We start from the raw sequence: 22,645 nt of genomic DNA, 5'->3' as shown, positions 1-22,645 counted from the left end.
CAATTTGTCATTCTATTAACTATGACAGAATTTGAAGATATAAGTTTAGAGGAAATGATAAGTGACGGATTTGATATTGTAGCCGAGGAAATCAATCTTTCTGATCTTGCGGAGACTGAAAAAAACTCAGAACAAAAGATATTCCCTATCCTTCCTGTAAGAAATATGGTAATGTTTCCTAATGTGGTAATTCCTATTACTGCAGGAAGAAAAGCATCTATACAACTCCTTGAAGAAGCTCAGGTAAACGGAGACTTTATCGGAATTGTAAGCCAGAAAAACTCAGATATAGAACAGCCTACAGAAAAAGATCTATACCAAACAGGAACTCTAGCCAAGATTATAAAAATAATAAAACTTCCTGAAGGGAATATCACTGCTATTACTAAGGGTTTCCACAGATTTAAGATAAAAAAAATCATTGAAACTCAACCTTATTTTAAAGCTGAGATTTCAAAATTAAAAGATGGAAAGGCTAAAAACCAAGAAGAATACGAAGCTTTATTAGAGAATGTTAAAGATTTAGCATTAAAAATAATTGAGCTTGACCCGAATATTCCTAACGCAGCTAATTTTGCCATCAAAAACATCAACAATAATGATGATCTTTTAAATTTCATCTGTACCAACGCTAATTTTTCATCTAGTGCAAAGCAAAGCTTGCTTGAAGAAAAGAACTTGATGGAAAGAGCGAACACGTGCTATGAAATGATGCATGAAGATTTCAGAAAATTAGAATTAAGAAATCAGATTCATCAAAAAACATCAAAAGATCTTGACAAGCAACAGAAAGAATACTTTCTAAATCAACAGATTAGAACGATTCAGGAAGAATTGGGAGGCGGACCGGAAAATGATATTGAAGACCTTATTGCAAAAGCAAGCAAAAAGAAATGGAATGCAGAAGTTGAGGAGCATTTTCAAAAGGAAATCAACAGATTACAACGCCAAAACCCGAATTCACCAGATTACAATGTTCAGAGAAATTATTTAGATTTCTTTACAGATCTGCCTTGGGATACATTCACCAAAGATACTTTTGATATTGAAAAAGCCGAAAAAGTTTTAGATAAAGCACATTTCGGATTAGAAGATATTAAGAAAAGAATTTTAGAACACATGGCTGTTTTGAAATTAAAAAACAACATGAAATCTCCAATTTTATTATTGGTAGGGCCTCCGGGAGTTGGTAAAACATCTTTAGGAAAGTCTGTTGCTGATGCTTTGGGAAGAAAATATGTTCGTGTTTCTTTAGGTGGACTTCATGACGAAAGTGAAATCCGTGGGCACAGAAAAACATACATCGGAGCGATGGCAGGAAGAATTCTTCAATCCATCAAAAAATCAGGAACATCAAACCCTGTGATTGTGTTGGATGAGATTGATAAAGTAGGAAAAGGCATGCATGGAGATCCAAGTTCGGCACTTCTTGAAGTTCTTGATCCTGAACAAAATAATGCATTCTACGATAATTTCTTAGAAATGGGCTATGACCTTTCTAAAGTAATGTTCATTGCTACAGCCAACTCACTTTCAACCATTCAAACGCCATTGTTAGACAGAATGGAAATTATCCAGATTGCTGGATATACACTGGAAGAAAAAATAGAGATTGCTAAAAGACATTTAATTAAAAAACAACAGGAAGAAAACGGTTTGACAATACGATCATTCAAACTTGGAAATCCTGAATTGAAACATATCATCGAAGCGCACACTTCTGAAAGTGGAGTAAGATCTTTAGAAAAAAGAATTGCTTCTATTGCCCGTTGGGTAGCTTTACAGACTGCTTTATCAAGAGAATATGATGTTAAAATTTCTGTTGATAAAGTAGATGAAATTTTAGGAGTTCCAAGACCAAAAAGTTTATCCGAGATCACAGGAGTTCCTGGTGTTGTAACCGGCCTTGCATGGACAAGCGTAGGTGGAGACATTTTATTCATTGAAAGTATTTTAAGCAATGGAAAAGGCGCTTTGACGATGACCGGTAACTTGGGTACAGTAATGAAAGAATCTGCTACCATTGCTTTAGAATATATCAAAGCAAAGCATGATGAACTAGGAATTTCTCAGGAAGATATAGAAACAAAAAACATCCACGTTCACGTTCCTGAAGGTGCTACCCCAAAAGACGGACCTTCTGCAGGAATTGCTATGCTGACATCAATGGTTTCTTCTTATAAAAATAAAAAAGTAAAACCGCATCTTGCTATGACAGGTGAGATTACCCTTAGAGGAAAAGTACTTCCTGTGGGTGGAATCAAGGAAAAACTTTTGGCAGCAACCAGAGCAGGAATTAAAGAAGTCATTCTTTGTGAGGCCAACAGAAAAGATGTAGAAGAAATTAAAAAAGATTATCTTAAAAATCTGAATGTACATTACGTTAACAGAATGGAAGAAGTGGTAGAAATTGCCCTTGAAAAATAAATTTACATAGATTAACTTCTCAATACATACCACACGTCTCCACAATTGGGGACGTGTTTTTTATTCACTTAAAAAAGAATTCAAGTTAATTAAATTAAAAGACCTTCAATTCGGAGGGTTTTACTATTTTTATACTACAGACTCGAATTATGAACTTTCTTAAACTTCCTTTCCTCGTTAAGCTTACTTTGGTTATCATTTCAATCATTGGACTTGGATATCTGCTTGCATTGGGGCAAAGTATTTTAGCTCCTTTCTTTTTGGCATTTTTAATGGCGATGCTATTTTTACCTATTGCCACTTTTATGGAAAGAAGACTGAGATTCCCAAGGAGCATCTCAACCATGACTTCTGTAATGATTATGTTGATTATGTTAACCGGACTTATCTACTTCTTTGGATCACAATTATCAAATTTCAGCAAAGACCTTCCTCATTTAAGAACACAATTCACGACTGTCTTTAATAGCCTTCAAAATTGGGTTTCAGACACTTTTCATGTTAAAATCCATGAACAATTAGATTACCTTGACCAAGGCTTAAGCAAGCTTTTATCTTCATCAGGCGTTATCTTAGGGTTTACTTTTAGTATATTTTCAACCGGTTTAGGCTTTATTGTATTTTTTATTCTGTTTTTCATTTTCATATTAAATTACAGAAGAATATTAAATAATTTCATCCTTACCGTTTTTAACGAAAAACATAAAGCCAGCGTACAGGAAGTTGTAAATGAAGTACGAATTATGACCAAAAAATATATTTTCGGTCTTTGTTTACAGGTATTTATCGTATCTATTCTTTCTTCAACTGTATTGACAGTTTTAGGCGTAAAATATGCAATCCTTCTTGGAGTTTTAACCGGATTATTAAATGTTATTCCTTATTTGGGAATCTGTATTTCGTTATTAATTTCATGCTTTATCGCTTTTGCAACCGCTACTCCATCTACGTGTATTTATGTATTCATAGGCTATATCGCCGTACATATTGTTGACGGAAACATTATTCTCCCTTTTGTTGTGGGTTCAAAAGTAAAGATCAACGCATTGTTTTCTTTTATCGGAATTCTTTTAGGAGAGCACCTTTGGGGAATTGCAGGAATGTTTCTTTGTATTCCGGCAATTGCCATTATTAAAATTATCTTTGAAAGAGTTGATGGGTTAAAACCTTGGGGGAAATTACTGGGTGAAGAAGACAAGCCTCACAAAAAGAAAAAAAGCTACAAAATATCAAAAAATATTACTTTGAAGGAAATGGATTGATATGTAAATAATATATATAAAATAAGCCCTCAATTGAGGGCTTTTATATTTATACTACGGTGCGCAATATGGGCTCATTCCGCTCGGACAGGCCTGATCACAAGGAATATAACTCTGATTATCCGGACAGTATCCTAAACTAGATCCAGGATCTGTACCTCCACCGCCGCCACCTAAACAAGGGTGTCCCGGTGGAATTTTGCAAGGACATCCTTCTAGTCCTATATCACAGAGCTCTTTTCCTCCTCCATTAATTTTTTTTAAATTCTCGCGATTTAACTTTTGAAAATTTTTCAACATAATATTATTTGTTTAGTTTGACTTGTAAAACAAATATATAAAATTCAATGATATTAAAGAAAAATATTCCGTTAAAAATAAATTTCAATTCAATCTATTTCGAATTAATTAACGAATGAGAATTTTATTTACATTTGATAAAAATCCATCACTTATGAAAATCGTAAAATTTATTCTATGCCTACTTTTCGGACTTATGTTTATTAATGCAGGTCTCGACAAGTTTTTACACTACATGCCAATGCCACCTCTTACAGCCGATCAAACAAAACTTTTCGCTGCTTTCGGAGAAATCGGATGGCTGATGCCTTTAGTGGGTACCGTAGAAGTTATTGGAGGGTTATTATTTATCTTTCCAAAAACAAGAGCCTTAGGTGCCATCGTAATTTTGCCTGTAATGGTAGGAATACTTTTACACAATGTTTACAGAGCCCCGTCTTCACCTGGAATTTCAATTGCGGTAGTTTTATTTTTAATTAATCTTTGGATCATTATTGATAACGAAAAGAAATATAAAGCTTTAGTAAGCTGAAAATAATGTGAATGGTGAATAGCCAATCCGCTTTGCCTATTAATTTTAAAAATTCACTTGCGAAGCAAAATTCATCATTCACCATTCACATTTTATATTTTATACAAATGCACTGAAACCCGTAATTGATCTTCCGACAATCAGTGAATTGATCTCTTTTGTTCCTTCGTAAGAATAAATTGCTTCTGCATCAGCAACAAATCTTGCAACATCATATTCCAATAAAATCCCATTTCCACCCAAAACTTCTCTTGCTCTGGAAACAATATCTCTTGTTCTCAGCGTACAGAAAACTTTGGCCAAAGAAGCATGTTCATCTTTTAAAATTCCTTCATCCTGCATTTCAGACAATCTGAAAACCATCGTTTGCATTGCCGTAAGATTAGAAAGCATTTCTACCAGATGCCCCTGAATCATTTGAAAAGAAGCAATCGGTTTTCCGAATTGTTCTCTAGTTCTTGTATAGGCTAAAGCACTTTCATATGCTCCCCGCGCACAGCCTGTCGCCATCCAGGCAACTCCAGCTCTTGTCATTCTCAATACTTTACCTGTATCTTTAAATGAATTGGCATTTTGCAATCTGTTTTCTTCGGTCACTAAACAATCCGTCAGCGTAATTAATCCGTTTTGAACGATTCTTAACGCCATTTTTCCTTTAATTTTCTCAACAGAATATCCGGGATTATCTTTCTCAACAATAAAGCCTTTCACTTCACCACCATCAAGATCTCTTGCCCAAATTATAATTAAATCTGCAAAAGTTGCGTTACCAATCCATTTTTTTTGCCCGTTTAAAATCCAGCCTTCAGGAGTTTTTTTGCAGGTTACCGTTAATCCGCCAGCTGCTCCGGATCCAACTTCAGGTTCCGTTAACCCAAACGCTCCAATTTTTTCGAACTTCTGCATTTGAGGAAGCCACTTTTGCTTTTGTTCTTCAGATCCACAAATATAAATAGAACCCATCGCCAAACCAGATTGCACCCCAAAAAATGTAGCAATAGAAGCATCAACCCTAGCCATTTCCATTGCAATAACTCCTTCCATCAAGAAAGGCATTCCCGGACAACCATATCCTTCATAGGTTACACCACAGATATTTAATTTTTGGAATTTTGGAATTAATTCATGAGGAAATTCGTCTCTCAGCCAATAATGATTTACCAGAGGCTTCACTTCTTTTTCCATGAATTCTCTTACTTTAAGTTGAATTTCTCTCTGCTCGGGAGTCAGCGTATGATAAATATCGTAGAAATCTCCGTCAATCGGCGGAAGCTCTTTTTTCTTTTTATTGGGATCAAGCATTTTCATCAATCCTCCCAATTGTTTATCATCTAATTTGGAGAAGCTTTGCATCAATTTAGGTAAATCTACCTTTTGAGAAATAGCACTTAGCTGATCAAAATCTATTGATCTGAATAATTCTATCGTGTTTCTGATTTTGGAAAAAGTATTAGACATAGTTATCGTGTGGTTTTGATTTGTAAAAAATATGCAAAAATCAATCCGAAAATTAGCTCTAATACCTTTGTTTAATTTACAAAACACTGATTTTAAATTAATTAAATCAACTTTTTCGCTTTACAACTTTTTTACTCGTGATTTTCAAACATTACAACCCATTCAGCCTGAACTTTGGAATAAGCAAAAACAGTAAAAGTGAAGATGACGAAATCGCTATCAATAAATCCCATTGCTTATCTCAGTTTAAAAATGGCGATTACCTTCAACAATTGAAAATAAAAAATATCTATATATGAAAACTACGTACATCAAATTATCCCTAGCCAGTATTCTTTTATTAGGAATCTATTCTTGTAAAAAGGGAGAAGCTACAGCAAGTAAATATGAACTTGAAGGCGCAGCAGATTCTGCAGCAGTTGTGGTTTCAGATAGTGTTTCCTCTGCCGCAACCACCAAAGTGAAAGACAAACAGTTTATCAAAACTGCAGAAGTAAATATGGAAGTGAAAGATGTTTATGATGCAACAATTTCCATTGAAAAATCTATTCAGGAGCTTGGCGGATTTGTTACAAAAAGTAATTTGCAGAGTACTGTCGTTTCAGAAGATACCTACAACACATCCAACGAAAATTCAATGTTGGTGAAAAAATTTCAAACTGAAAACACGATGCAGGTTCGTGTTCCGACAGATAAATTGGGAGAATTATTAACCTTAATTAATGATAAAAAATTATTTCTGAATTCAAGAATCATTAATGCAGAAGATGTAACCGCAAGCATTAAATATGCAGAATTAGAAACCCAAAGAAATAAAAAAACCAACGAAACCATTGCTCAAATGAAAGTCAATAAAGACAAAGTAAACATGGGTAATGATAATATGAAAGAAGGAAATCAGCAACAGCTGGAAAGCATGAATATTGTTGACAACATCAAATACAGCACCGTTGACATTTACATTAAAGAACCCAAACTTAGAATCGCAGAAATTGCGGTTACCAATACCAAAAGCATTGACAATAAATATAAATTCAATTTCATTTACGATGCAAAAAATGCTTTTGTGGAAGGTTTTTATTTAATTCAAAGAATTGCGGTCGGATTAATTACCATTTGGCCTATTCTACTTATTGCAGCAGCTATTATGTATGTATTGAGAAAAAGAAAATATTTTAAAAAGCCTGATCAGATTTAATTAAAACTATCCTAACCTTAGTGGTTATCAACATAATTTTAGATTTTCAAACCTCCATTTCAGGAGGTTTTTTATTTTTCTCAAAAAAAACTGTAACGATTATAATACCACCCTTACCTACTGTTTAAAGAATAAAGAATTAAAAACTTAATCACATGAAAAATTTAGTAAAACTTGGGTTCGCAGTATTATTATCATCAACCTTCACAACAGCAAAAGCGCAGAGTACCAACCCGGAAAACAGTACACTTTGGGAAGTTTCAGGGAACGGGCTCACAAAACCTTCTTATATTGCAGGAACGTTTCATACAATGTGTAGTTCGGATTTTGAGATAAAATCGAAAGTGATGAAAGCGCTGGAAAAATCTGATAATTTTGTAATGGAAGTTAATTATACAGATCCTGCTGAAATGGCAACCATGCAGAAAATGTATCAGACGGATAAAAAACTATCAGATCAGCTTACTCCTGCAGAAGCAAAGGAGTTAGACAAGATCCTCAACGATTATGGAACAGATTTAAAGAAAATGGATCATTCAAGTTCACAAGCTTTATATTCACTTATTGCATTGAAATCTACACCATGTCCTCAAACTGAAATGAAATTTTATGAAATAGAACTTCTTAAAAATGCTATTAAAAGTAAAAAGAAAGTTTACGGGCTTGAAAAAGTAGAAGAACAGCTTACATCCATCAATAAAGCTTATGATTTGAAAGCGGTCATTGAGCAACTAAAAATGGGAAAGGAATATGAAATCCTTCTTAAGAAAATGGTCGTTGCATTTAAAAATGAAGATGTAGCATCTCTTTACACCCACTTTAAAAATGACAAAATAATGAATGCCAAACAAGAAAAAGCCATGCTTACGGACAGAAATAATAACTGGGCAGAAAAAATGCCGGAAATTATGAAAAAAGAAAGTTCGTTCTTTGCAGTAGGAGGCGCTCATCTTATGGGTAAAAACGGAGTGATCCAGCTTTTAAAATCGAAAGGATATACCTTGAAACCTGTATCAAGCCTTTAGCACATAACCAAACCATGAAATCACCGTGAGCAATCCAACCGAAACCGCTTTTTTAAATCTCGTGAACAAGCACAAAGGCATTTTGTATAAGGCCTCGCGCATCTATGCAGATTCTTTGGAAGACCGCGAAGATCTACAGCAGGAAATTCTTATTCAGCTTTGGAAATCGTATCAGAATTTCAAGGGTAACAGTGAATTTTCCACCTGGATGTACCGCGTAGCCATTAACACCGCCATTACTTATTTAAAAAAAGAAAAAAAACGGACAAATAATCACTCGGATGCACCCCATCATTTTGAAGTCCAAAACGAAGATTACAATCCTGCAAAAGACAAGCAATTAGAAGTTTTTTACACCGCAGTCCAAGAACTTAAACCTCTAGAAAAAGCCGTTATATTTTACTTTATGGAAGGAATGTCACATAAAGAAATCGGGGACAATTTAGGACTTAGTGAAGGCAATGCCCGTGTAAAACTGAACAGAACCAAAGAAAAAATACAGCAAATCATAAAAAAATCAGGCTATGAATTTTGATCGATTAAAAGAACAATGGAATAACGAAGACGCCGACAGCGTAAACATTCCCAACAATATAGAACAGCTAAAAAAGAGTAAACATCCTATTGAAAAGATCCAAAAAAGCATGAAGATGGAACTTCCATTCCAGATTATTGGCATCATTCTTATCGGATTCTTTCCACAACAACTGGATTTCCCTGTATCGCAGCATATTATTTATTACACCTCTTACACCCTATTTGTGGTAATATCTTCTTATTACTTTTTAGGATTTTATAAATTTTATAAACAAACCGAACTGTATACCGGAAATACCCAAAACAGCCTCTGGAAAATATACCATGAACTGAAACTGAACATGGAAAGATATAAATCTTTAGGATTTCTCCTTCTTCCTCACTTTATGATCACATTAGGACTCGTTTTTTATAATGTATTGGCGAAAAAAGGAGAGTCTTTAGTAAATATGTCAAGCCATAATCAGCAGGTTTTAATACTGAGCGTTGTCATAGGAACTATCGCGATTATAGCAGGTATTATTTTATGGACTCAATATTATTCATTTTTTATAATGTATTGGCGAAAAAAGGAGAGTCTTTAGTAAATATGTCAAGCCATAATCAGCAGGTTTTAATACTGAGCGTTGTCATAGGAACTATCGCGATTATAGCAGGTATTATTTTATGGACTCAATATTTCTATGGAAAAAATGCCAAACAACTTGAGAATATACTGAACGAAATAGACGAATAATTTTATCATTCATCTATCAAAATAATAAGAACTATTAAACCTCAGACTTGATCTGGGGTTTGTTTTTTAAAAAATTGTTATTTATAACGCTCAAATTTATCTGAGGTTTTATTTTTCCTTAAATTTGCAAATTAGAAATTTAACGACACCAAATTTTTTAGAAATTTTTATTCAGAAAACTAATTTCTAAAATTAATAATCTAAATCCTTTAGAAATATATGCTATCAAAAATAAATCCTATACAAACAAACAGTTGGAAAGCTCTTGATGAACACTTTGCAGGAAATGATTTCGAACTAAGAACTCTTTTCCAATACAACCAGAATCGTTTTGAAGAGTTTTCATTAAAAAGAGACAATTTTCTTTTTGATTATTCTAAAAACTTGATTGACTCAAGAACAAAAGAACTTCTCTTGAACCTAGCAGAAGAATGTCAGTTGAAAGACGCTATTTCTAAAATGTTCTCAGGAGATAAAATCAACGAAACTGAAGGAAGAGCAGTTTTACATACAGCTTTGAGGGATTTTTCTGACAAAGAAATTTTGGTTGATGGTGACAATATTAAGCCACAGATCAAAAGAGTTTTGGACCACATGAAATCATTCTCTGAAAAAATTATTTCAGGAGATCATAAAGGTTTTAGCGGAAAAGAAATCACTGATGTTGTGAATATCGGAATCGGAGGTTCAGATTTAGGACCTGTGATGGTAGTTTCAGCTTTAAAGCATTTTAAAACAAGATTAGACGTTCATTTCGTTTCAAACGTAGACGGAAATCATATCGCAGAAGTTGTAAAGAACTTAAATCCTGAAACCACTTTATTTATCATTGCTTCTAAAACGTTTACGACACAAGAAACAATGACGAATGCTAATTCGGCAAAAGACTGGTTCTTAAAAGTAGGAAAACAGGAAGATGTAGCAAAACACTTTGTTGCTTTATCAACTAATGTTCAGGCAGTTAAAGACTTTGGAATTGCAGAAGAAAACATCTTCGAATTCTGGGATTGGGTTGGCGGAAGATATTCACTTTGGAGCGCAATCGGCTTAAGCATCGTTCTTTCAGTTGGATATGAAAACTTCGAACAATTATTAAAAGGAGCTTCTGACAGCGACCAACATTTCCAGACCGCAGATTTTTCTGAAAACATTCCTGTTTTAATGGGATTAATGGGAATTTGGTACCGTAATTTCTACGCGGCAACAACGTATGCTATTCTTCCTTACTCTCAATATTTAGATAGGTTTGCAGCGTATCTTCAACAAGGAGATATGGAAAGTAATGGAAAATGTGTTGACAGAAACGGTGAGTTCGTAGAGTACGAAACAGGACCAATCATCTGGGGTGAGCCTGGAACAAACGGACAACATGCATTCTATCAATTGATTCACCAAGGAACAGAATTAATTCCTGCTGATTTTATTGCGTATGCGAAAAGTCCAAACAAAGTTTCTGATCATCAGGATAAATTATTAGCTAACTTTTTCGCTCAGACTGAAGCACTTGCCTTCGGAAAGACAGAAGAAGAAGTGGAAGAAGAATTGAAAAGCGCAGGAAAATCTGAGGAAGAAATTGACTTTTTATTAAACTACAAAGTCTTCCAAGGAAACACCCCTACTAACTCAATTATTTTCAATGAATTAACTCCATTTTCATTAGGACAGTTAATTGCATTGTATGAACACAAGATTTTTGTTCAGGGCGTTATCTGGAACATCTTTAGCTTTGACCAATTTGGTGTAGAATTAGGAAAAGTGTTGGCTAATAAGATTTTACCAGAACTTGAAAACAATGAGGCTATTAGCTCTCACGACAGCTCTACAAATGGGTTGATAAACTATTATAAAGGAAATAAGTAAAAATGCTTAGCAGAAAAACAAAAGATAAAATCAAAAGAAAAATTGAATTTATCAAGTTATTTTTGAGTAGCGAGACCAATCATTTGAAAAAAGATGTATCGCTAAAGAAAAAATGGTTTGGTAATGACTATGGTGGTTTTTTGGTAGCAACAGAATTTTTAAATAAAGATTCTATTGTGTATTCTTTTGGGGTTGGAGAAGATATTTCTTTTGACACAGAAATAATTGATAAATATAATTGTATGGTTTTTGGATTTGACCCTACGCCAAAATCAATCAATTGGGTAAAATCAAACCAATTGTCTCAAAATTTTAAGTTTTTCGATTTTGGCATTGGGGACACAACAAAAACAGATTTTTTTTATTTTCCTAAAAACCCTGATTTTGTTTCTGGAAGTACAGTAGAACAGAGTAATATCAATTTAGATCGAAAGATTGAGGTTCAACTTAAAACTCTGAATGATACAATGTCTTTATTAGAACACAAGAAAGTGGATGTTTTAAAAATGGATATTGAGGGCGCAGAATATAAGGTATTAGAAAATATTTTGAATTCTGACATTGAAATTGGACAAATTCTTGTTGAATTTCATGATCGTTTTTTCCCCAATGGAAAGCAGAAAACAATAGATATATTAGAAAAACTAAAAGAACATGGTTTTCTAATCTTTGGTATTTCTGAAACCTATGATGAGATATCATTAATCAATAAGAATCTAATAAAAAGTAAATAAAAGTAAAATGGCACAAATTCTTGACGGACTAAAAGTATCCAAAGAAATAAAAGCAGAAATCAAGGTCGAAGTTGATAAGATTCTTGCAAGCAAAAGAAGAGCACCCCATTTGGTTGCAATTCTTGTTGGTAACAACGGAGCAAGCAAGGCGTATGTAAATGCTAAAGTGAAAGACTGCGAAGAAGTAGGTTTTCAATCTAGTTTAGTTAAATTTCCAAGCACCGTTTCTGAATCTGAATTATTGGAAAAAATTGAGGAACTTAATAAGGATAAATCTGTAGACGGATTTATCGTTCAGTTGCCTTTACCCGATCAGGTTGATCAGGAGAAAATCATTAATGCGATTGATCCAAGAAAAGATGTTGATGGTTTCCACCCTACAAATTTTGGGAAAATGGCATTGGAAATGGATACTTTCTTACCTGCAACTCCATTTGGTATTTTAACTTTATTAGAAAGATACAATATCGAAACAAAAGGAAAAGACTGTGTTATCATCGGAAGAAGTAAAATCGTAGGAAGACCAATGAGTATCTTGATGGGAAGAAAAGATTTCCCAGGAAATTCAACGGTTACGCTTACACACTCTTATACAAAAGACATTGAAGAATATACTAAAAAAGCAGACATCGTAATTACAGCTTTAGGTGATCCTCACTTTTTAAAAGGTGAAATGATCAAAGACGGAGCGGTAATTGTTGACGTAGGGATCACAAGAGTAGATAATGATTCTCCTAAAGGATATTATTTGGCTGGTGATGTAGATTTCGACAGCTGTGCAGAAAAAGCAAGCTGGATTACGCCGGTTCCGGGAGGAGTTGGACCTATGACAAGAGCGATGTTGATGAAAAATACCATCATTGCTTATAAGACTTCAGTCTATAACGACTAATTTTAAAATGAATAAAGAAGAAGATATTTTATTAAAAGAAGGTAAAATGCTCCCTGTGATGGAGCATTTTTACACTCTTCAAGGAGAAGGAGCACACACGGGAAAAGCATCCTATTTCATTAGATTGGGAGGTTGCGACGTCGGGTGTCATTGGTGTGATGTAAAAGAAAGTTGGGACCCAACCTTACACCCGCTAATGAATGCAGAAGAAATTGCAGAAACCGCTGCCAAACATTGTAAAACCGTTGTTTTAACAGGTGGCGAGCCATTAATGTGGAATCTTGATATTTTAACATCCAAATTAAAAGAATTGGGATGTACCATTCATATCGAAACTTCGGGAGCCTATCCTATGAGTGGACATATCGACTGGATTACGCTTTCACCAAAGAAAACAGGACTTCCTAAAGAGGAAATTTATGAGAAAGCAAGCGAGCTTAAAGTAATTGTTTTCAATAACAACGATCTTAAATTTGCAGAAGAGCAGGCCGCAAAAGTTTCAGCAAACTGTAAGTTGTATCTTCAAAGCGAATGGAGCAAGCGTGATGAGATGTATCCTAAAATTACAGATTTCATTTTAGAACATCCGGAATGGCAGGCATCAGTTCAGACTCATAAATATCTTAATATACCATAAAAAAAGCGTAATTTAGCTCTTCGTATCCGTTATAAAGCCGATAGATGCAAAGAATTCGATACTCTAGATATTTAAAATCGATTATTATCTTGCTAGACCTTTTGGTTATAGCGTCTGTCTTCGTATTCTTTTTTATCAGTAGAAATGAAAGCTTAAAGTATAATCAGGAAACCTGGTATCAGAATATTTTTTCCTTAGTCTTATTATTTATGTTCTGGATGCTCTTGAGTGGCAGAACAAAAATTTATAATATTTCCAGGAATTTAACTTATACTATATTTCTTGAACGGCTACTCATTCACTTTTTACTCTTCATCCTTGGAGTGCTTTTAATAGGAAAAGTAAGCTACAATGTTTTTTTTAATTCTGATATTTATTGGCTTTCATTTTACCTGTTTTTCTTTATATTTTTCGCTAAATCTATCATTTATTTCGGGATTAAATATTTCCGTAGTTTAGGGATCAATTTTAGGAACATCATGTTTCTGAACGAAAACAGTTCTACGGAGATATTAAAAAATATATTCAGCGAAAGAAAAGATTACGGGTACAAGATTTTCGAATACAATAAATCTGAAATCAATTCTTTTGAATTGGTAGAGTTTTGGAAATATCACGGGATTCATACTTTATTTTTTCCATCAGAAAACTCTTTTGATGAAAAAACTGAAGATGAGATTTTTAGATTGGCAGAGGCTAATAAAGTTCACATCTCATTAGTTCCAAGTATTACGCAAAGTGATTTTTTCCTTTATGATTTGGCCTATATCCAGACTCAGCCCGTATTAAATCAGGCAAGATATCCTTTAGATTATTATTCAAATTATTTATTAAAAAGAACATTTGATATCCTTTTCTCACTTGTTATATTGATATTCGTTTGTTCTTGGTTGTTTCCCATTATTGCGATATTAATAAAAACAACATCTAAAGGTCCGGTCTTATTTTTGCAGAAACGATATGGCTTTCATGAAGAGGTTTTTAATTGTATTAAATTCCGAACAATGATCGTTAATGAAGAATCTTCTACCAAAACAACCGAAGAAAATGATTGCAGGATAACTAAAATCGGAAAATTCCTACGGAAAACGAGTCTAGACGAGATGCCACAATTCATAAATGTATTGAAAGGAGAAATGTCTATTGTAGGACCAAGACCTCATATGTTGGCTGTTGACAATTATTACAAACCGAAAATAGGAAGATATAGCTTAAGAAGTATGGTAAGTCCGGGCATTACCGGCCTTGCACAGGTCAATGGGTTACGCGGTGATTCCGGAGATATAGAAGTGGAGATGAATAAACGTATTTTGGCTGATACCTTTTACGTTAGAAACTGGAGTTTTGTCTTAGATATGGTGATCATTTTGAAAACTATTTTATTAGTAATCGGCGGAGACAAAAATGCAAAATAAATAATGCTTTAATAAAAAAAGTCTAATTTAGCAGAATGTTAAAAAAGTTTTTTACAGCGATAGGAGAATACATTATCCTTCTAGGTAAATCAATGCAGAAGCCTCAGAAATCGAGGGTATTCTGGAAGCTGTTCATGAGAGAAATTAATGATTTAGGAGTCAACTCTTTTGGGTTGGTTATCTTTACATCTATATTCGTAGGGGCGGTAGTTGCCATTCAAATGTTTAATAACTTTGATTCTTCTTCCTTTCCTATTCCTCCTGCATTTGTAGGATATGCAACAAAAGCGGTATTAATTTTGGAATTCGCACCTACTATTATCAGTTTGATCTTAGCGGGAAAAGTGGGCTCATATATTGCATCAAGTATAGGAACCATGAGGGTTTCAGAACAAATTGACGCATTAGATATGGGAATATCTATACTGAGTTAAATTCCATGTTATCAAAAATTGCTGGTATCAATTGACGCATTAGATATTATGGGTGTAAATTCCCCTAACTTCTTAATCCTTCCAAAAATAATTGCTTGTGTTATCTTCAATCCGTTACTTATCGCGATTAGTATCGTATTTGGTATTGGTGGAGGTTATCTTGCAGGAATGATAACAGGAAACTGGACACAATCTGACTATATCACCGGTATTCAAATGTACATGCCCAACATGTTCATTTACTATGCCTTTACTAAAACAGCCGTGTTCGCCTTTATTATTGCAACAGTTCCATCGTATTTCGGATATAATGTAAAAGGAGGTTCACTAGAAGTGGGTAGAGCGAGTACGCAGGCTGTGGTTTGGACAATGGTATTCATTATCCTTTCTGAGTTAGTATTAACCCAATTAATATTAAGCTAATGATCGAGGTAAAAAATCTTAGAAAGAGTTTTGAAGAAGTTGAAGTACTTAAAGGGATTTCAACAAATTTTGAGAAAGGAAAAGTAAACCTTATCATTGGACAAAGTGGATCCGGAAAAACCGTTTTCCTTAAAAGTCTTTTGAATGTATATCAGCCTTCTTCGGGAGAAATTCTATTTGATGGAAGAGATATCAATGTGATGAACAGAGAAGAAAAACAGCATTTGCGTTCTGAAATCGGAACCGTATTTCAGGGAAGTGCTTTGTTTGACTCTTTAACTGTAGAAGAAAACATTATGTTTCCTTTGGATATGTTCACCAACTTAACTTTCAGAGAAAAAAAGAGAAGAGTTTTTGAAGTAATCGGAAGAGTACATTTAGATAAAGCCAACAGAAAGTATCCATCTGAAATTTCCGGAGGGATGCAAAAACGTGTGGCGATTGCAAGAGCGATTGTAAACCATCCAAAATATTTATTCTGTGATGAGCCCAACTCTGGTTTGGATCCTTACACTTCTAATATTATTGATGATCTACTGCTTGAGATCACACAGGAATACAACACGACAACAATTATCAATACCCATGATATGAACTCTGTAATGACGATTGGTCAAAAGATCGTTTATTTAAGATTAGGAATCAAAGAATGGGAAGGAAATAAAGATGTTCTGATTACGGCAGGCAATAAAAACCTTATTGACTTCGTTTATTCTTCAGAGCTATTCAAAGAATTGAGAGAGTATTTACTCGAAAACAATAAAACGATTGAGAATACAATACATAAAATAGACGATAATGAAAAAGATATTTAGTATAGCACTAATAGGATTCTCCATGCTTGCTACTGCACAGATTTCTCTTGCAGGTAAAGCAAATTTAATATTTCCTACGGGATCTCCTTCATGGAAAAACATTAAAGGAACAGTGAACAATGCAATTGAAGGTGAAGGGAAAAACAATGTTGGTTTTAATGTTGGTCTTTCCTTGAAAGCTAACCTTCCGATGTCTTTCTTCCTAATGCCGGAACTATATTACACTCATTTTAAAAGTGATTTTACAGATCCTACCTCAAATACTACTTTTGATGTTAAAAGCAACAGAATTGATTTACCTGTACTTGTAGGTCATAAAGTATTAGGAAACATGCTTGGTGTATTTATCGGGCCTGTTGCAAGCTACAATTTGAGCAAAGAAGACACTTTCAATGACTTTAAAGAAAATTCAAGAGATAACTTTACAGTAGGTTACCAATTTGGAGCTCAACTTGAAATTAAAAAGTTAATTGTAAATGCAAAATACGAAGGTGCATTTAGCAAGGATACAAGAAACTTTATCAGCAAAGTATCTGGTGAAGAAATTAGATATGACAACAGACCCAACCTATTTATGGTAGGTGTAGGATATAAGTTTTAATGAAATAACTGAAAATATCAACTATAAACTCCTCAAATATTAAATTTGAGGAGTTTTATTTTGTGCCTGAAGTTCTGCTTCGCGTTTTGCAATCTCTGCAGCCTGCTTTTCCAGATCTTCTTTATCTTTTTGTAACTGTTTGAATTCTTTTCTTTTCTGATCTTGTTTTATTGCACTTCCTTTGCTTACATAGCCTACCATTCCTCCGATAATTAAACCAATTCCAACCCCAGCCATAACGCCCATGATGTGAGGAAGACCTATTTTGTCAACAGTAAAATCTGTGGTAAGATAAAAAAGTAATGCCGATACGGCTAAAAGGATCAATCCTGTAATTGATAAACTCTTCATAATATTGTGTTTAGGTGATTAAATTAAAAAGCCTTACCAAATTTACTAAAAATTTAATAAGGCCTCATTCAAGATTAAAATTCTATCGTTATTTAGATTTTCCCTCCTGCAGCCTTATAATATTCTAAAGCTTTTGGTAAATCTTTATTAATATCTGAAATTCTGGTTTCAGGATTTGGGTGCGTAGATAAAAACTCAGGTTGTCTGCCACCTGTAGAAGCAGCCTCCATTCTACCCCAAAAAGGGACAGCCTCTCTTGGATCATATCCTGCCATAGACATCAAATACAATCCCATTTTATCAGCCTCAGACTCTTGGTTTCTCCCGTACTTTAATAAGGCAACCTGAGAACCTATAGGATATACCTTTTGAAAGATTCCTGCCCACTGAGAGTTTGAAATAGTGCCTCCCAAAATAGATCCTCCATACTGAGCAACCATTGCCTGGGAAATTCTTTCATTTCCATGACCTGCCAACGCATGAGAAACCTCGTGGCCCATTACTACGGCAAGTCCGTTATCATTTTTAGTGACCGGTAAAATTCCGGTATATACAGCAACTTTACCGCCCGGCATACACCATGCGTTCAGTTCGTTGCTTTGTAGAAGGTTAAATTCCCAACTGTAATTAGCCAGATCAGCAGATCTTCCTATGGTTTGATAGTATCTTTCAGCGGCACTTTTAATTCTGCTGCCTACGCTTACCACTCTTTTTGCATCTGTTGTTCCGGTGATTACTTTGCCTTTAGACAATGTCGTTTTATATTCCTGAGCAGACATTGTTAATATCTCAGAATTATTCGCTATCTGTAAAGAAGACCTCCCCGTAATTGGGTTTGTTGTACAAGCTGTAACCGATAAAGCAACCGCTCCTATTCCTAATAGATGTGTTATTTTCATATTTTCGAGTGTTATTAATTCAAGCTTAACAATTTCTATTCCAAAACATTTTACAAACCATATATTTGCATACATTTTGCTATATAAATTTAACTATTATTTTACAATTATGAAAAAGTATATTTCAATCTTATTTGTTTTTGGATTTTTGTTTTTCTTTCAGAGCTATTCTGCGCAGGAAATGGATTCTAAAACAGTTGATGCCCTTGTAAATTCTCAGGACTTTACCTTCCATGCACAAAGAGCAAACCCTACGAATTATGATGTGATTAAGGTCATGAATTCTATGCCTAATTCTACATCAACAAGAATTCTGGACCTGAATGGAGATTACACCATTATCGTAAAAGATAAAATGTTGGAGGTTGTGCTTCCTTATTTTGGAAGATCATTTAAAGCAAATATTGGAGGCGATAATAGCTACAGATTCACCTCAAAAGATTACACCGTAACTAAATCTCAGAATAAAAAAGGAAAATGGACCATCAAGATCAAACCTAATGACGTTAATAACGTAGATGAAATCATCATAGAAGTGTTTAAAAATGGGAAAGCTTTTACTTCTGTAAGAGGTAATGACAGACAGCCAATTTCTTACGATGGCTATATTTCAAAAAGTGAAGAAACGAAATAATTATAATCGATACGTGATTCGCAATGTGAGATTAAACTGAATATTAAATATGCTCAGGATTTTAAAACTCGGATTTTGGATCTTTTAAAAATTTCTCAACAAATAATTTTGCTTCGGTACTTGGGCTTGAAACCATTGTCGAAGCATTTTTTTTATGCTCCAGATAAGCCTCTTCAACAGAATTGCTTTTCTTCATCATGGCTAAAATGTATTCCTGAACCCAATATTCAAAACGTTTTTCGGCCTGTTGAGTTCGTACGATTTCAAAGCGTTCCGTTTTCTTTTTTAACTCAATAAATTCATCAATTTTAGCATAAATTTCGCCAAGACCTTCGTTATGTAAAGCAGAACCGAGTAAAACAGGAATTTTCCAGTCTTTTTCTTTGGGAGGAATAAAATCAAGTGCTCGTTTTAATTCTAATCTTGTATTTTTTGCTTTTTGAAGATTATCCTGATCTACTTTATTAATGAAAATGAGATCCACCATTTCCATGATTCCTCGTTTTATCCCTTGAAGTTCGTCTCCACCCCCAATGATTTTTAAAAATAAAAACACATCAGTAATATCAGAAACTAACACTTCCGATTGCCCTACCCCAACGGTTTCAATTAAAATATAATCATAACCAGCCGCTTCGCAGATCATCATCGTTTCAAAAGTGGTATTGGCAACACCGCCTAAAAATCCGGAACTCGGAGAAGGGCGAATAAAAGCATTCTCTTCTTTTGACAACTCTTCCATTCTGGTTTTATCACCCAAAATACTTCCTTTATTAATGGCTGAACTTGGATCAATGGCTAGAACAGCTACTTTTTTACCGTGAGAAATCACGAGTCTCCCGAAATTTTCTATAAAGGTTGATTTTCCAGCTCCCGGAACGCCCGTAATTCCAACACGAACAGATTTCCCTGTTAAAGGCATAATTTGCTTTAATAATTCTTCGGCCTGAATTCTATGTTCCGCTTTTTTGCTTTCAACCAAAGTAATAGCTTTTGCAATCAAACGTTTATTGCCTGACCGTATTCCTTCTATAAGCTCTTCTGTAGAAAATTTCATTAGTTCAAAAATAAGAATTAAACGGGGAATGGTCAATAGTGAATGTACTTTGCCTATTAATTTTTTAATATTGAATATAATTTTCATTTCGTATTGTCATCCTGTAAGGATCCAGCCACGAATCTTTCCATCCTTTTCTCTAATATGATGCTTAGACCCTTACAGGATGACCAACAGAATAGATAGTTCCAAATGTTGAATTGATAGACAAAACCTAGCCCTGATTGAAATGACATCCTTTTGAGTTGCGGCTGAAGCGAAGCGAAAGCCGTAACTCAAAAGATATAATGGAAAGCAGGAAATAGCTTCTAAAAATAATCAAATTCATCATTCACTTTTCCTGCTAATTTGTATTTCTTCTAAATTAACTATTGCATCATCAATGAAAAAGGGAATTTCCTACATTTGTTTCAATCAAATAGTTTAAACATGAAAAAAATATTCGCCATAGCATCATTCACTGCTGTTTTATTAGCATCTTGTACACCAAAAGCTACAACAGCAACCGCTCCAATGGCTTCAACTTCTACAGCAGAGCAGATTGCTCAAGGGAAAACAATCTTTGAAAACTCATGCACAAGATGTCATAAATTACCAGATCCTACAGCGCATACAGCGGTGAAATGGGTAGGAATTATGAACTCTATGGCTCCAAAAGCGAAGTTAACAGATGAGCAGCATCAGTGGGTTTACGATTATATCGTTTCTGTGAAAAAGTAATCTTTTACATTAAATAAATATAAAGTCTTCCTATGAAGGCTTTTTTTATTTTAACTCAATTCCTAATCCAGGTTTTCCGGACAATATTATTTTACCATTTTCCACAAAACTGCCTGTTGCGTAATCATTGGAAATAAGGCTTGCTCCATCTAAATCTGCGTAATCAACAAGTCCTGCCAAAGCACAACCCGCAGAAATTCCTACGGTAGATTCTGTCATGCAGCCAATCATGATCTTGTAATTTAATTCTCGAGCTTTTTTTATCATTTCTAAAGCAGGGGTTAGACCACCCGATTTCATTAGTTTGATATTAATGCTTCTATAATAAGGAATTAAGTCGTCCAAAGAATCTACATTTTGGCAATCTTCATCTGCCATCCAATTGGCAAAACCATCTTTCTTTAATATTTTATATTCATCAATTGGTCTTGGCTGCTCCAAGTAAGAGAATTTCTGAACCTCCATATTTTCCTGAAGCCAGATACAATCTTCATCAGTAAAACTTGCGTTTGAATCTAATGCAATATTGGAGTTTAATTCCAGCAGTTTTTCAATATCAGCTTTGTTTAAACCCTTACATTTCACTTTGAATTTGTTCCAACTGCTTTTTTCAATTTTCTGAATCTGTTTATTAATATCTCCGACGGAAATCGTGATTGAACTTTCCACTAAATTTTCAGAAGGAAGCTGATTTAATTCTATAAAACTTTTGTTCTCTAATTTTCCGAAAAGATCCCAATATGAACAATCCAATGCAGAAAGCAAGAACGGATGAAGATCTAAGCTCCGTAAAAACTTGAAAAATTCTTTGGGATGAATGATTTTCTGGGACTCAATTCTAGTTTGAATTTCCTTTAATTTTAAAACAAAATGTTGAAGATTGATTTGATAATAATCTATCGCAACACATTCTCCGTATCCTTTACAATTTTGATGAGACAATTCTATGAGTAAAGCCTCTCTTTTGTCATAGTTCCCGTAAGCAATTGAAAATGTTTCTTTTAAACGTAATTCTTTTATTGTGAAATTTATCTTCATATTTTAACTTACCCAATGATCAAATGAATTTATAATTTTCCACTTACCATTAATTTTTTGATAAATGGTAATAGCACCTCCTCCATATAAAGGTCTACATGACATAGAATTTTGAATGATACAAATATTTTTATCTCTATTGAAAAATGGTACAGAAAAAGTTCTTATACACTTATTCTTATATCTTTTATCAAATTCAGTCCAAAAATCATTAGGCTTGATTTGTCTTATTTTATAAATTTCTTCATCAGTCGTGTATTGTAGATTTGTCTTTATCCTGTTTTTATTAAATTTAAAATGAGATAATATTTTTTCTTCTTTTTTATAATAAGCAGAATCTTTTTGTGAAAAAATAGAATCATATTCTAAATTAATTCCCAATCCAGGAGGTGGAGGCGGTTCGTCAGCATTACTGATCTCTGTCTCTAAATAAATCTTTTTACACGAAATATTGTAAACATAATCATGTCCGAAATTCTCATTAGCCAGCATCAAACTATCTCCTTTTTGTTCGTCAATTATCAATTGATTCAAAACTTCATATCTCAAATCTAAATTTTCATCTTTTGGAGTAATGCTAACCTTTGGATGATTCTTTTTACACGAAATAATTATTAGTAAGAATAGAAAAATAAAGTGTTTCATATATTAAATTTACAA

At 33.9% G+C, this 22,645-nt stretch carries 24 protein-coding genes and 1 pseudogene; 18 read left to right on the top strand and 7 right to left on the bottom strand.

Annotation, left to right across the window (positions count from 1 at the left end; translation table 11 throughout):
• Positions 1–21: 21 nt before the first annotated feature.
• Positions 22–2,427, top strand: a complete 2,406-nt coding sequence (lon, locus tag AMQ68_RS22055) for an endopeptidase La (protein WP_054512725.1) — start codon at positions 22–24, stop codon at positions 2,425–2,427.
• A 149-nt stretch (positions 2,428–2,576) separates the two neighbouring features.
• Complete coding sequence (locus AMQ68_RS22050) at positions 2,577–3,689, top strand: AI-2E family transporter (RefSeq protein WP_054512724.1); 1,113 nt, start codon at positions 2,577–2,579, stop codon at positions 3,687–3,689.
• A gap of 54 nt (positions 3,690–3,743) precedes the next feature.
• Here the strand turns inward: AMQ68_RS22050 and AMQ68_RS22045 are convergent, their stop codons facing one another.
• Complete coding sequence (locus AMQ68_RS22045) at positions 3,744–3,989, bottom strand: hypothetical protein (protein ID WP_054512723.1); 246 nt, start codon at positions 3,987–3,989, stop codon at positions 3,744–3,746.
• Positions 3,990–4,143: 154 nt separating this feature from the next.
• On the opposite strand from AMQ68_RS22045, the gene AMQ68_RS22040 reads away from it, so the two are divergent.
• Positions 4,144–4,521: a MauE/DoxX family redox-associated membrane protein gene (locus AMQ68_RS22040; RefSeq protein WP_054512722.1), complete on the top strand. Its 378-nt coding sequence runs from the start codon at positions 4,144–4,146 to the stop codon at positions 4,519–4,521.
• 99 nt (positions 4,522–4,620) lie between these two features.
• Here AMQ68_RS22040 and AMQ68_RS22035 read toward each other — a convergent pair whose 3' ends face one another.
• Positions 4,621–5,979, bottom strand: coding sequence for an acyl-CoA dehydrogenase family protein (locus AMQ68_RS22035; RefSeq protein ID WP_054512721.1), 1,359 nt, complete (start codon positions 5,977–5,979; stop codon positions 4,621–4,623).
• A 295-nt stretch (positions 5,980–6,274) separates the two neighbouring features.
• Here AMQ68_RS22035 and AMQ68_RS22030 point away from each other — a divergent pair, with 295 nt between their 5' ends.
• The 13 genes and pseudogenes from AMQ68_RS22030 to AMQ68_RS21975 all read left to right on the top strand — a co-directional run bounded on the left by AMQ68_RS22030 (position 6,275) and on the right by AMQ68_RS21975 (position 17,286).
• Positions 6,275–7,177 (top strand): DUF4349 domain-containing protein, encoded by a 903-nt coding sequence (locus AMQ68_RS22030; RefSeq protein WP_054512720.1) that lies wholly within the window; start codon positions 6,275–6,277, stop codon positions 7,175–7,177.
• A gap of 155 nt (positions 7,178–7,332) precedes the next feature.
• Positions 7,333–8,202 carry a TraB/GumN family protein gene (locus tag AMQ68_RS22025; protein ID WP_054512719.1) on the top strand — a complete coding sequence of 290 codons (870 nt, stop codon included), beginning with the start codon at positions 7,333–7,335 and terminating at the stop codon, positions 8,200–8,202.
• Between the two features lie 25 nt (positions 8,203–8,227).
• The gene (locus AMQ68_RS22020; protein WP_054512718.1) at positions 8,228–8,737 is read left to right on the top strand and encodes an RNA polymerase sigma factor; all 510 of its coding nucleotides are present in this window, start codon (positions 8,228–8,230) and stop codon (positions 8,735–8,737) included.
• Entirely contained in the window at positions 8,727–9,323 is a 597-nt protein-coding gene (locus AMQ68_RS22015) for a hypothetical protein (protein WP_054512717.1), read from the top strand. The genes AMQ68_RS22020 and AMQ68_RS22015 overlap by 11 nt, the downstream gene beginning before the upstream one ends.
• Before the next feature lie 5 nt (positions 9,324–9,328).
• Positions 9,329–9,475, top strand: a complete 147-nt coding sequence (locus AMQ68_RS25400; RefSeq protein WP_160318007.1) for a hypothetical protein — start codon at positions 9,329–9,331, stop codon at positions 9,473–9,475.
• A 219-nt stretch (positions 9,476–9,694) separates the two neighbouring features.
• A complete protein-coding gene (gene pgi, locus AMQ68_RS22010) occupies positions 9,695–11,335 on the top strand; it encodes a glucose-6-phosphate isomerase (protein ID WP_054512716.1) in 1,641 nt (546 codons plus the stop codon).
• Positions 11,336–11,337: 2 nt separating this feature from the next.
• Positions 11,338–12,069 carry an FkbM family methyltransferase gene (locus tag AMQ68_RS22005; protein ID WP_054512715.1) on the top strand — a complete coding sequence of 244 codons (732 nt, stop codon included), beginning with the start codon at positions 11,338–11,340 and terminating at the stop codon, positions 12,067–12,069.
• Positions 12,070–12,076: 7 nt separating this feature from the next.
• Positions 12,077–12,961 (top strand): bifunctional 5,10-methylenetetrahydrofolate dehydrogenase/5,10-methenyltetrahydrofolate cyclohydrolase, encoded by an 885-nt coding sequence (locus AMQ68_RS22000; protein ID WP_054512714.1) that lies wholly within the window; start codon positions 12,077–12,079, stop codon positions 12,959–12,961.
• Between the two features lie 7 nt (positions 12,962–12,968).
• Positions 12,969–13,598 (top strand): 7-carboxy-7-deazaguanine synthase QueE, encoded by a 630-nt coding sequence (locus tag AMQ68_RS21995; protein ID WP_054512713.1) that lies wholly within the window; start codon positions 12,969–12,971, stop codon positions 13,596–13,598.
• 44 nt (positions 13,599–13,642) lie between these two features.
• A complete protein-coding gene (locus AMQ68_RS21990) occupies positions 13,643–15,013 on the top strand; it encodes an exopolysaccharide biosynthesis polyprenyl glycosylphosphotransferase (protein WP_054512712.1) in 1,371 nt (456 codons plus the stop codon).
• A gap of 35 nt (positions 15,014–15,048) precedes the next feature.
• A pseudogene (locus AMQ68_RS21985) lies at positions 15,049–15,870 on the top strand (MlaE family ABC transporter permease).
• The gene (locus AMQ68_RS21980; RefSeq protein ID WP_054512711.1) at positions 15,870–16,685 is read left to right on the top strand and encodes an ABC transporter ATP-binding protein; all 816 of its coding nucleotides are present in this window, start codon (positions 15,870–15,872) and stop codon (positions 16,683–16,685) included. The pseudogene AMQ68_RS21985 and the gene AMQ68_RS21980 overlap by 1 nt, the downstream one beginning before the upstream one ends.
• A complete protein-coding gene (locus tag AMQ68_RS21975; RefSeq protein WP_054512710.1) occupies positions 16,669–17,286 on the top strand; it encodes an outer membrane beta-barrel protein in 618 nt (205 codons plus the stop codon). The genes AMQ68_RS21980 and AMQ68_RS21975 overlap by 17 nt, the downstream gene beginning before the upstream one ends.
• 39 nt (positions 17,287–17,325) lie before the next feature.
• On the opposite strand, the gene AMQ68_RS21970 is transcribed toward AMQ68_RS21975, so the two are convergent.
• Both AMQ68_RS21970 and AMQ68_RS21965 read right to left on the bottom strand, forming a co-directional pair.
• Positions 17,326–17,637 carry a hypothetical protein gene (locus tag AMQ68_RS21970; protein WP_054512709.1) on the bottom strand — a complete coding sequence of 104 codons (312 nt, stop codon included), beginning with the start codon at positions 17,635–17,637 and terminating at the stop codon, positions 17,326–17,328.
• A gap of 92 nt (positions 17,638–17,729) precedes the next feature.
• Positions 17,730–18,536, bottom strand: coding sequence for a M48 family metallopeptidase (locus AMQ68_RS21965; protein WP_054512900.1), 807 nt, complete (start codon positions 18,534–18,536; stop codon positions 17,730–17,732).
• A gap of 109 nt (positions 18,537–18,645) precedes the next feature.
• Here AMQ68_RS21965 and AMQ68_RS21960 point away from each other — a divergent pair, with 109 nt between their 5' ends.
• Positions 18,646–19,170 carry a DUF4251 domain-containing protein gene (locus AMQ68_RS21960; protein WP_054512708.1) on the top strand — a complete coding sequence of 175 codons (525 nt, stop codon included), beginning with the start codon at positions 18,646–18,648 and terminating at the stop codon, positions 19,168–19,170.
• Between the two features lie 61 nt (positions 19,171–19,231).
• Here the strand turns inward: AMQ68_RS21960 and meaB are convergent, their stop codons facing one another.
• Positions 19,232–20,227 carry a methylmalonyl Co-A mutase-associated GTPase MeaB gene (gene meaB / locus AMQ68_RS21955; RefSeq protein WP_071254922.1) on the bottom strand — a complete coding sequence of 332 codons (996 nt, stop codon included), beginning with the start codon at positions 20,225–20,227 and terminating at the stop codon, positions 19,232–19,234.
• A 429-nt stretch (positions 20,228–20,656) separates the two neighbouring features.
• Between meaB and AMQ68_RS21950 the strand changes: the two genes are divergently transcribed.
• Positions 20,657–20,947, top strand: a complete 291-nt coding sequence (locus AMQ68_RS21950; RefSeq protein WP_054512706.1) for a c-type cytochrome — start codon at positions 20,657–20,659, stop codon at positions 20,945–20,947.
• A gap of 45 nt (positions 20,948–20,992) precedes the next feature.
• On the opposite strand, the gene AMQ68_RS21945 is transcribed toward AMQ68_RS21950, so the two are convergent.
• Positions 20,993–21,985, bottom strand: a complete 993-nt coding sequence (locus AMQ68_RS21945; RefSeq protein WP_054512705.1) for an enolase C-terminal domain-like protein — start codon at positions 21,983–21,985, stop codon at positions 20,993–20,995.
• A gap of 3 nt (positions 21,986–21,988) precedes the next feature.
• Entirely contained in the window at positions 21,989–22,630 is a 642-nt protein-coding gene (locus tag AMQ68_RS21940) for a hypothetical protein (protein WP_054512704.1), read from the bottom strand.
• Positions 22,631–22,645 lie beyond the last annotated feature (15 nt).

This window comes from Chryseobacterium sp. ERMR1:04 (assembly GCF_001297705.1).
Lineage (GTDB): Bacteria > Bacteroidota > Bacteroidia > Flavobacteriales > Weeksellaceae > Chryseobacterium.
This window is presented reverse-complemented; position numbering and strand designations above follow the sequence as displayed.

Bases quoted from the DNA above. Each gene is read 5' to 3' on its own strand.
- AMQ68_RS21975 (WP_054512710.1), top strand. From the start codon at position 16,669: ATGAAAAAGATATTTAGTATAGCACTAATAGGATTCTCCATGCTTGCT.
- AMQ68_RS22025 (WP_054512719.1), top strand. From the start codon at position 7,333: ATGAAAAATTTAGTAAAACTTGGGTTCGCAGTATTATTATCATCAACC.
- AMQ68_RS22050 (WP_054512724.1), top strand. From the start codon at position 2,577: ATGAACTTTCTTAAACTTCCTTTCCTCGTTAAGCTTACTTTGGTTATC.
- AMQ68_RS22030 (WP_054512720.1), top strand. From the start codon at position 6,275: ATGAAAACTACGTACATCAAATTATCCCTAGCCAGTATTCTTTTATTA.
- AMQ68_RS21960 (WP_054512708.1), top strand. From the start codon at position 18,646: ATGAAAAAGTATATTTCAATCTTATTTGTTTTTGGATTTTTGTTTTTC.
- AMQ68_RS21970 (WP_054512709.1), bottom strand. From the start codon at position 17,637: ATGAAGAGTTTATCAATTACAGGATTGATCCTTTTAGCCGTATCGGCA.
- AMQ68_RS21995 (WP_054512713.1), top strand. From the start codon at position 12,969: ATGAATAAAGAAGAAGATATTTTATTAAAAGAAGGTAAAATGCTCCCT.
- AMQ68_RS22040 (WP_054512722.1), top strand. From the start codon at position 4,144: ATGAAAATCGTAAAATTTATTCTATGCCTACTTTTCGGACTTATGTTT.
- lon (WP_054512725.1), top strand. From the start codon at position 22: ATGACAGAATTTGAAGATATAAGTTTAGAGGAAATGATAAGTGACGGA.
- AMQ68_RS21950 (WP_054512706.1), top strand. From the start codon at position 20,657: ATGAAAAAAATATTCGCCATAGCATCATTCACTGCTGTTTTATTAGCA.
- AMQ68_RS21940 (WP_054512704.1), bottom strand. From the start codon at position 22,630: ATGAAACACTTTATTTTTCTATTCTTACTAATAATTATTTCGTGTAAA.
- AMQ68_RS21980 (WP_054512711.1), top strand. From the start codon at position 15,870: ATGATCGAGGTAAAAAATCTTAGAAAGAGTTTTGAAGAAGTTGAAGTA.
- AMQ68_RS21965 (WP_054512900.1), bottom strand. From the start codon at position 18,536: ATGAAAATAACACATCTATTAGGAATAGGAGCGGTTGCTTTATCGGTT.
- AMQ68_RS22005 (WP_054512715.1), top strand. From the start codon at position 11,338: ATGCTTAGCAGAAAAACAAAAGATAAAATCAAAAGAAAAATTGAATTT.
- AMQ68_RS22015 (WP_054512717.1), top strand. From the start codon at position 8,727: ATGAATTTTGATCGATTAAAAGAACAATGGAATAACGAAGACGCCGAC.
- pgi (WP_054512716.1), top strand. From the start codon at position 9,695: ATGCTATCAAAAATAAATCCTATACAAACAAACAGTTGGAAAGCTCTT.
- AMQ68_RS22035 (WP_054512721.1), bottom strand. From the start codon at position 5,979: ATGTCTAATACTTTTTCCAAAATCAGAAACACGATAGAATTATTCAGA.
- AMQ68_RS21990 (WP_054512712.1), top strand. From the start codon at position 13,643: ATGCAAAGAATTCGATACTCTAGATATTTAAAATCGATTATTATCTTG.
- AMQ68_RS22000 (WP_054512714.1), top strand. From the start codon at position 12,077: ATGGCACAAATTCTTGACGGACTAAAAGTATCCAAAGAAATAAAAGCA.
- AMQ68_RS22045 (WP_054512723.1), bottom strand. From the start codon at position 3,989: ATGTTGAAAAATTTTCAAAAGTTAAATCGCGAGAATTTAAAAAAAATT.
- AMQ68_RS21945 (WP_054512705.1), bottom strand. From the start codon at position 21,985: ATGAAGATAAATTTCACAATAAAAGAATTACGTTTAAAAGAAACATTT.
- meaB (WP_071254922.1), bottom strand. From the start codon at position 20,227: ATGAAATTTTCTACAGAAGAGCTTATAGAAGGAATACGGTCAGGCAAT.
- AMQ68_RS25400 (WP_160318007.1), top strand. From the start codon at position 9,329: ATGTCAAGCCATAATCAGCAGGTTTTAATACTGAGCGTTGTCATAGGA.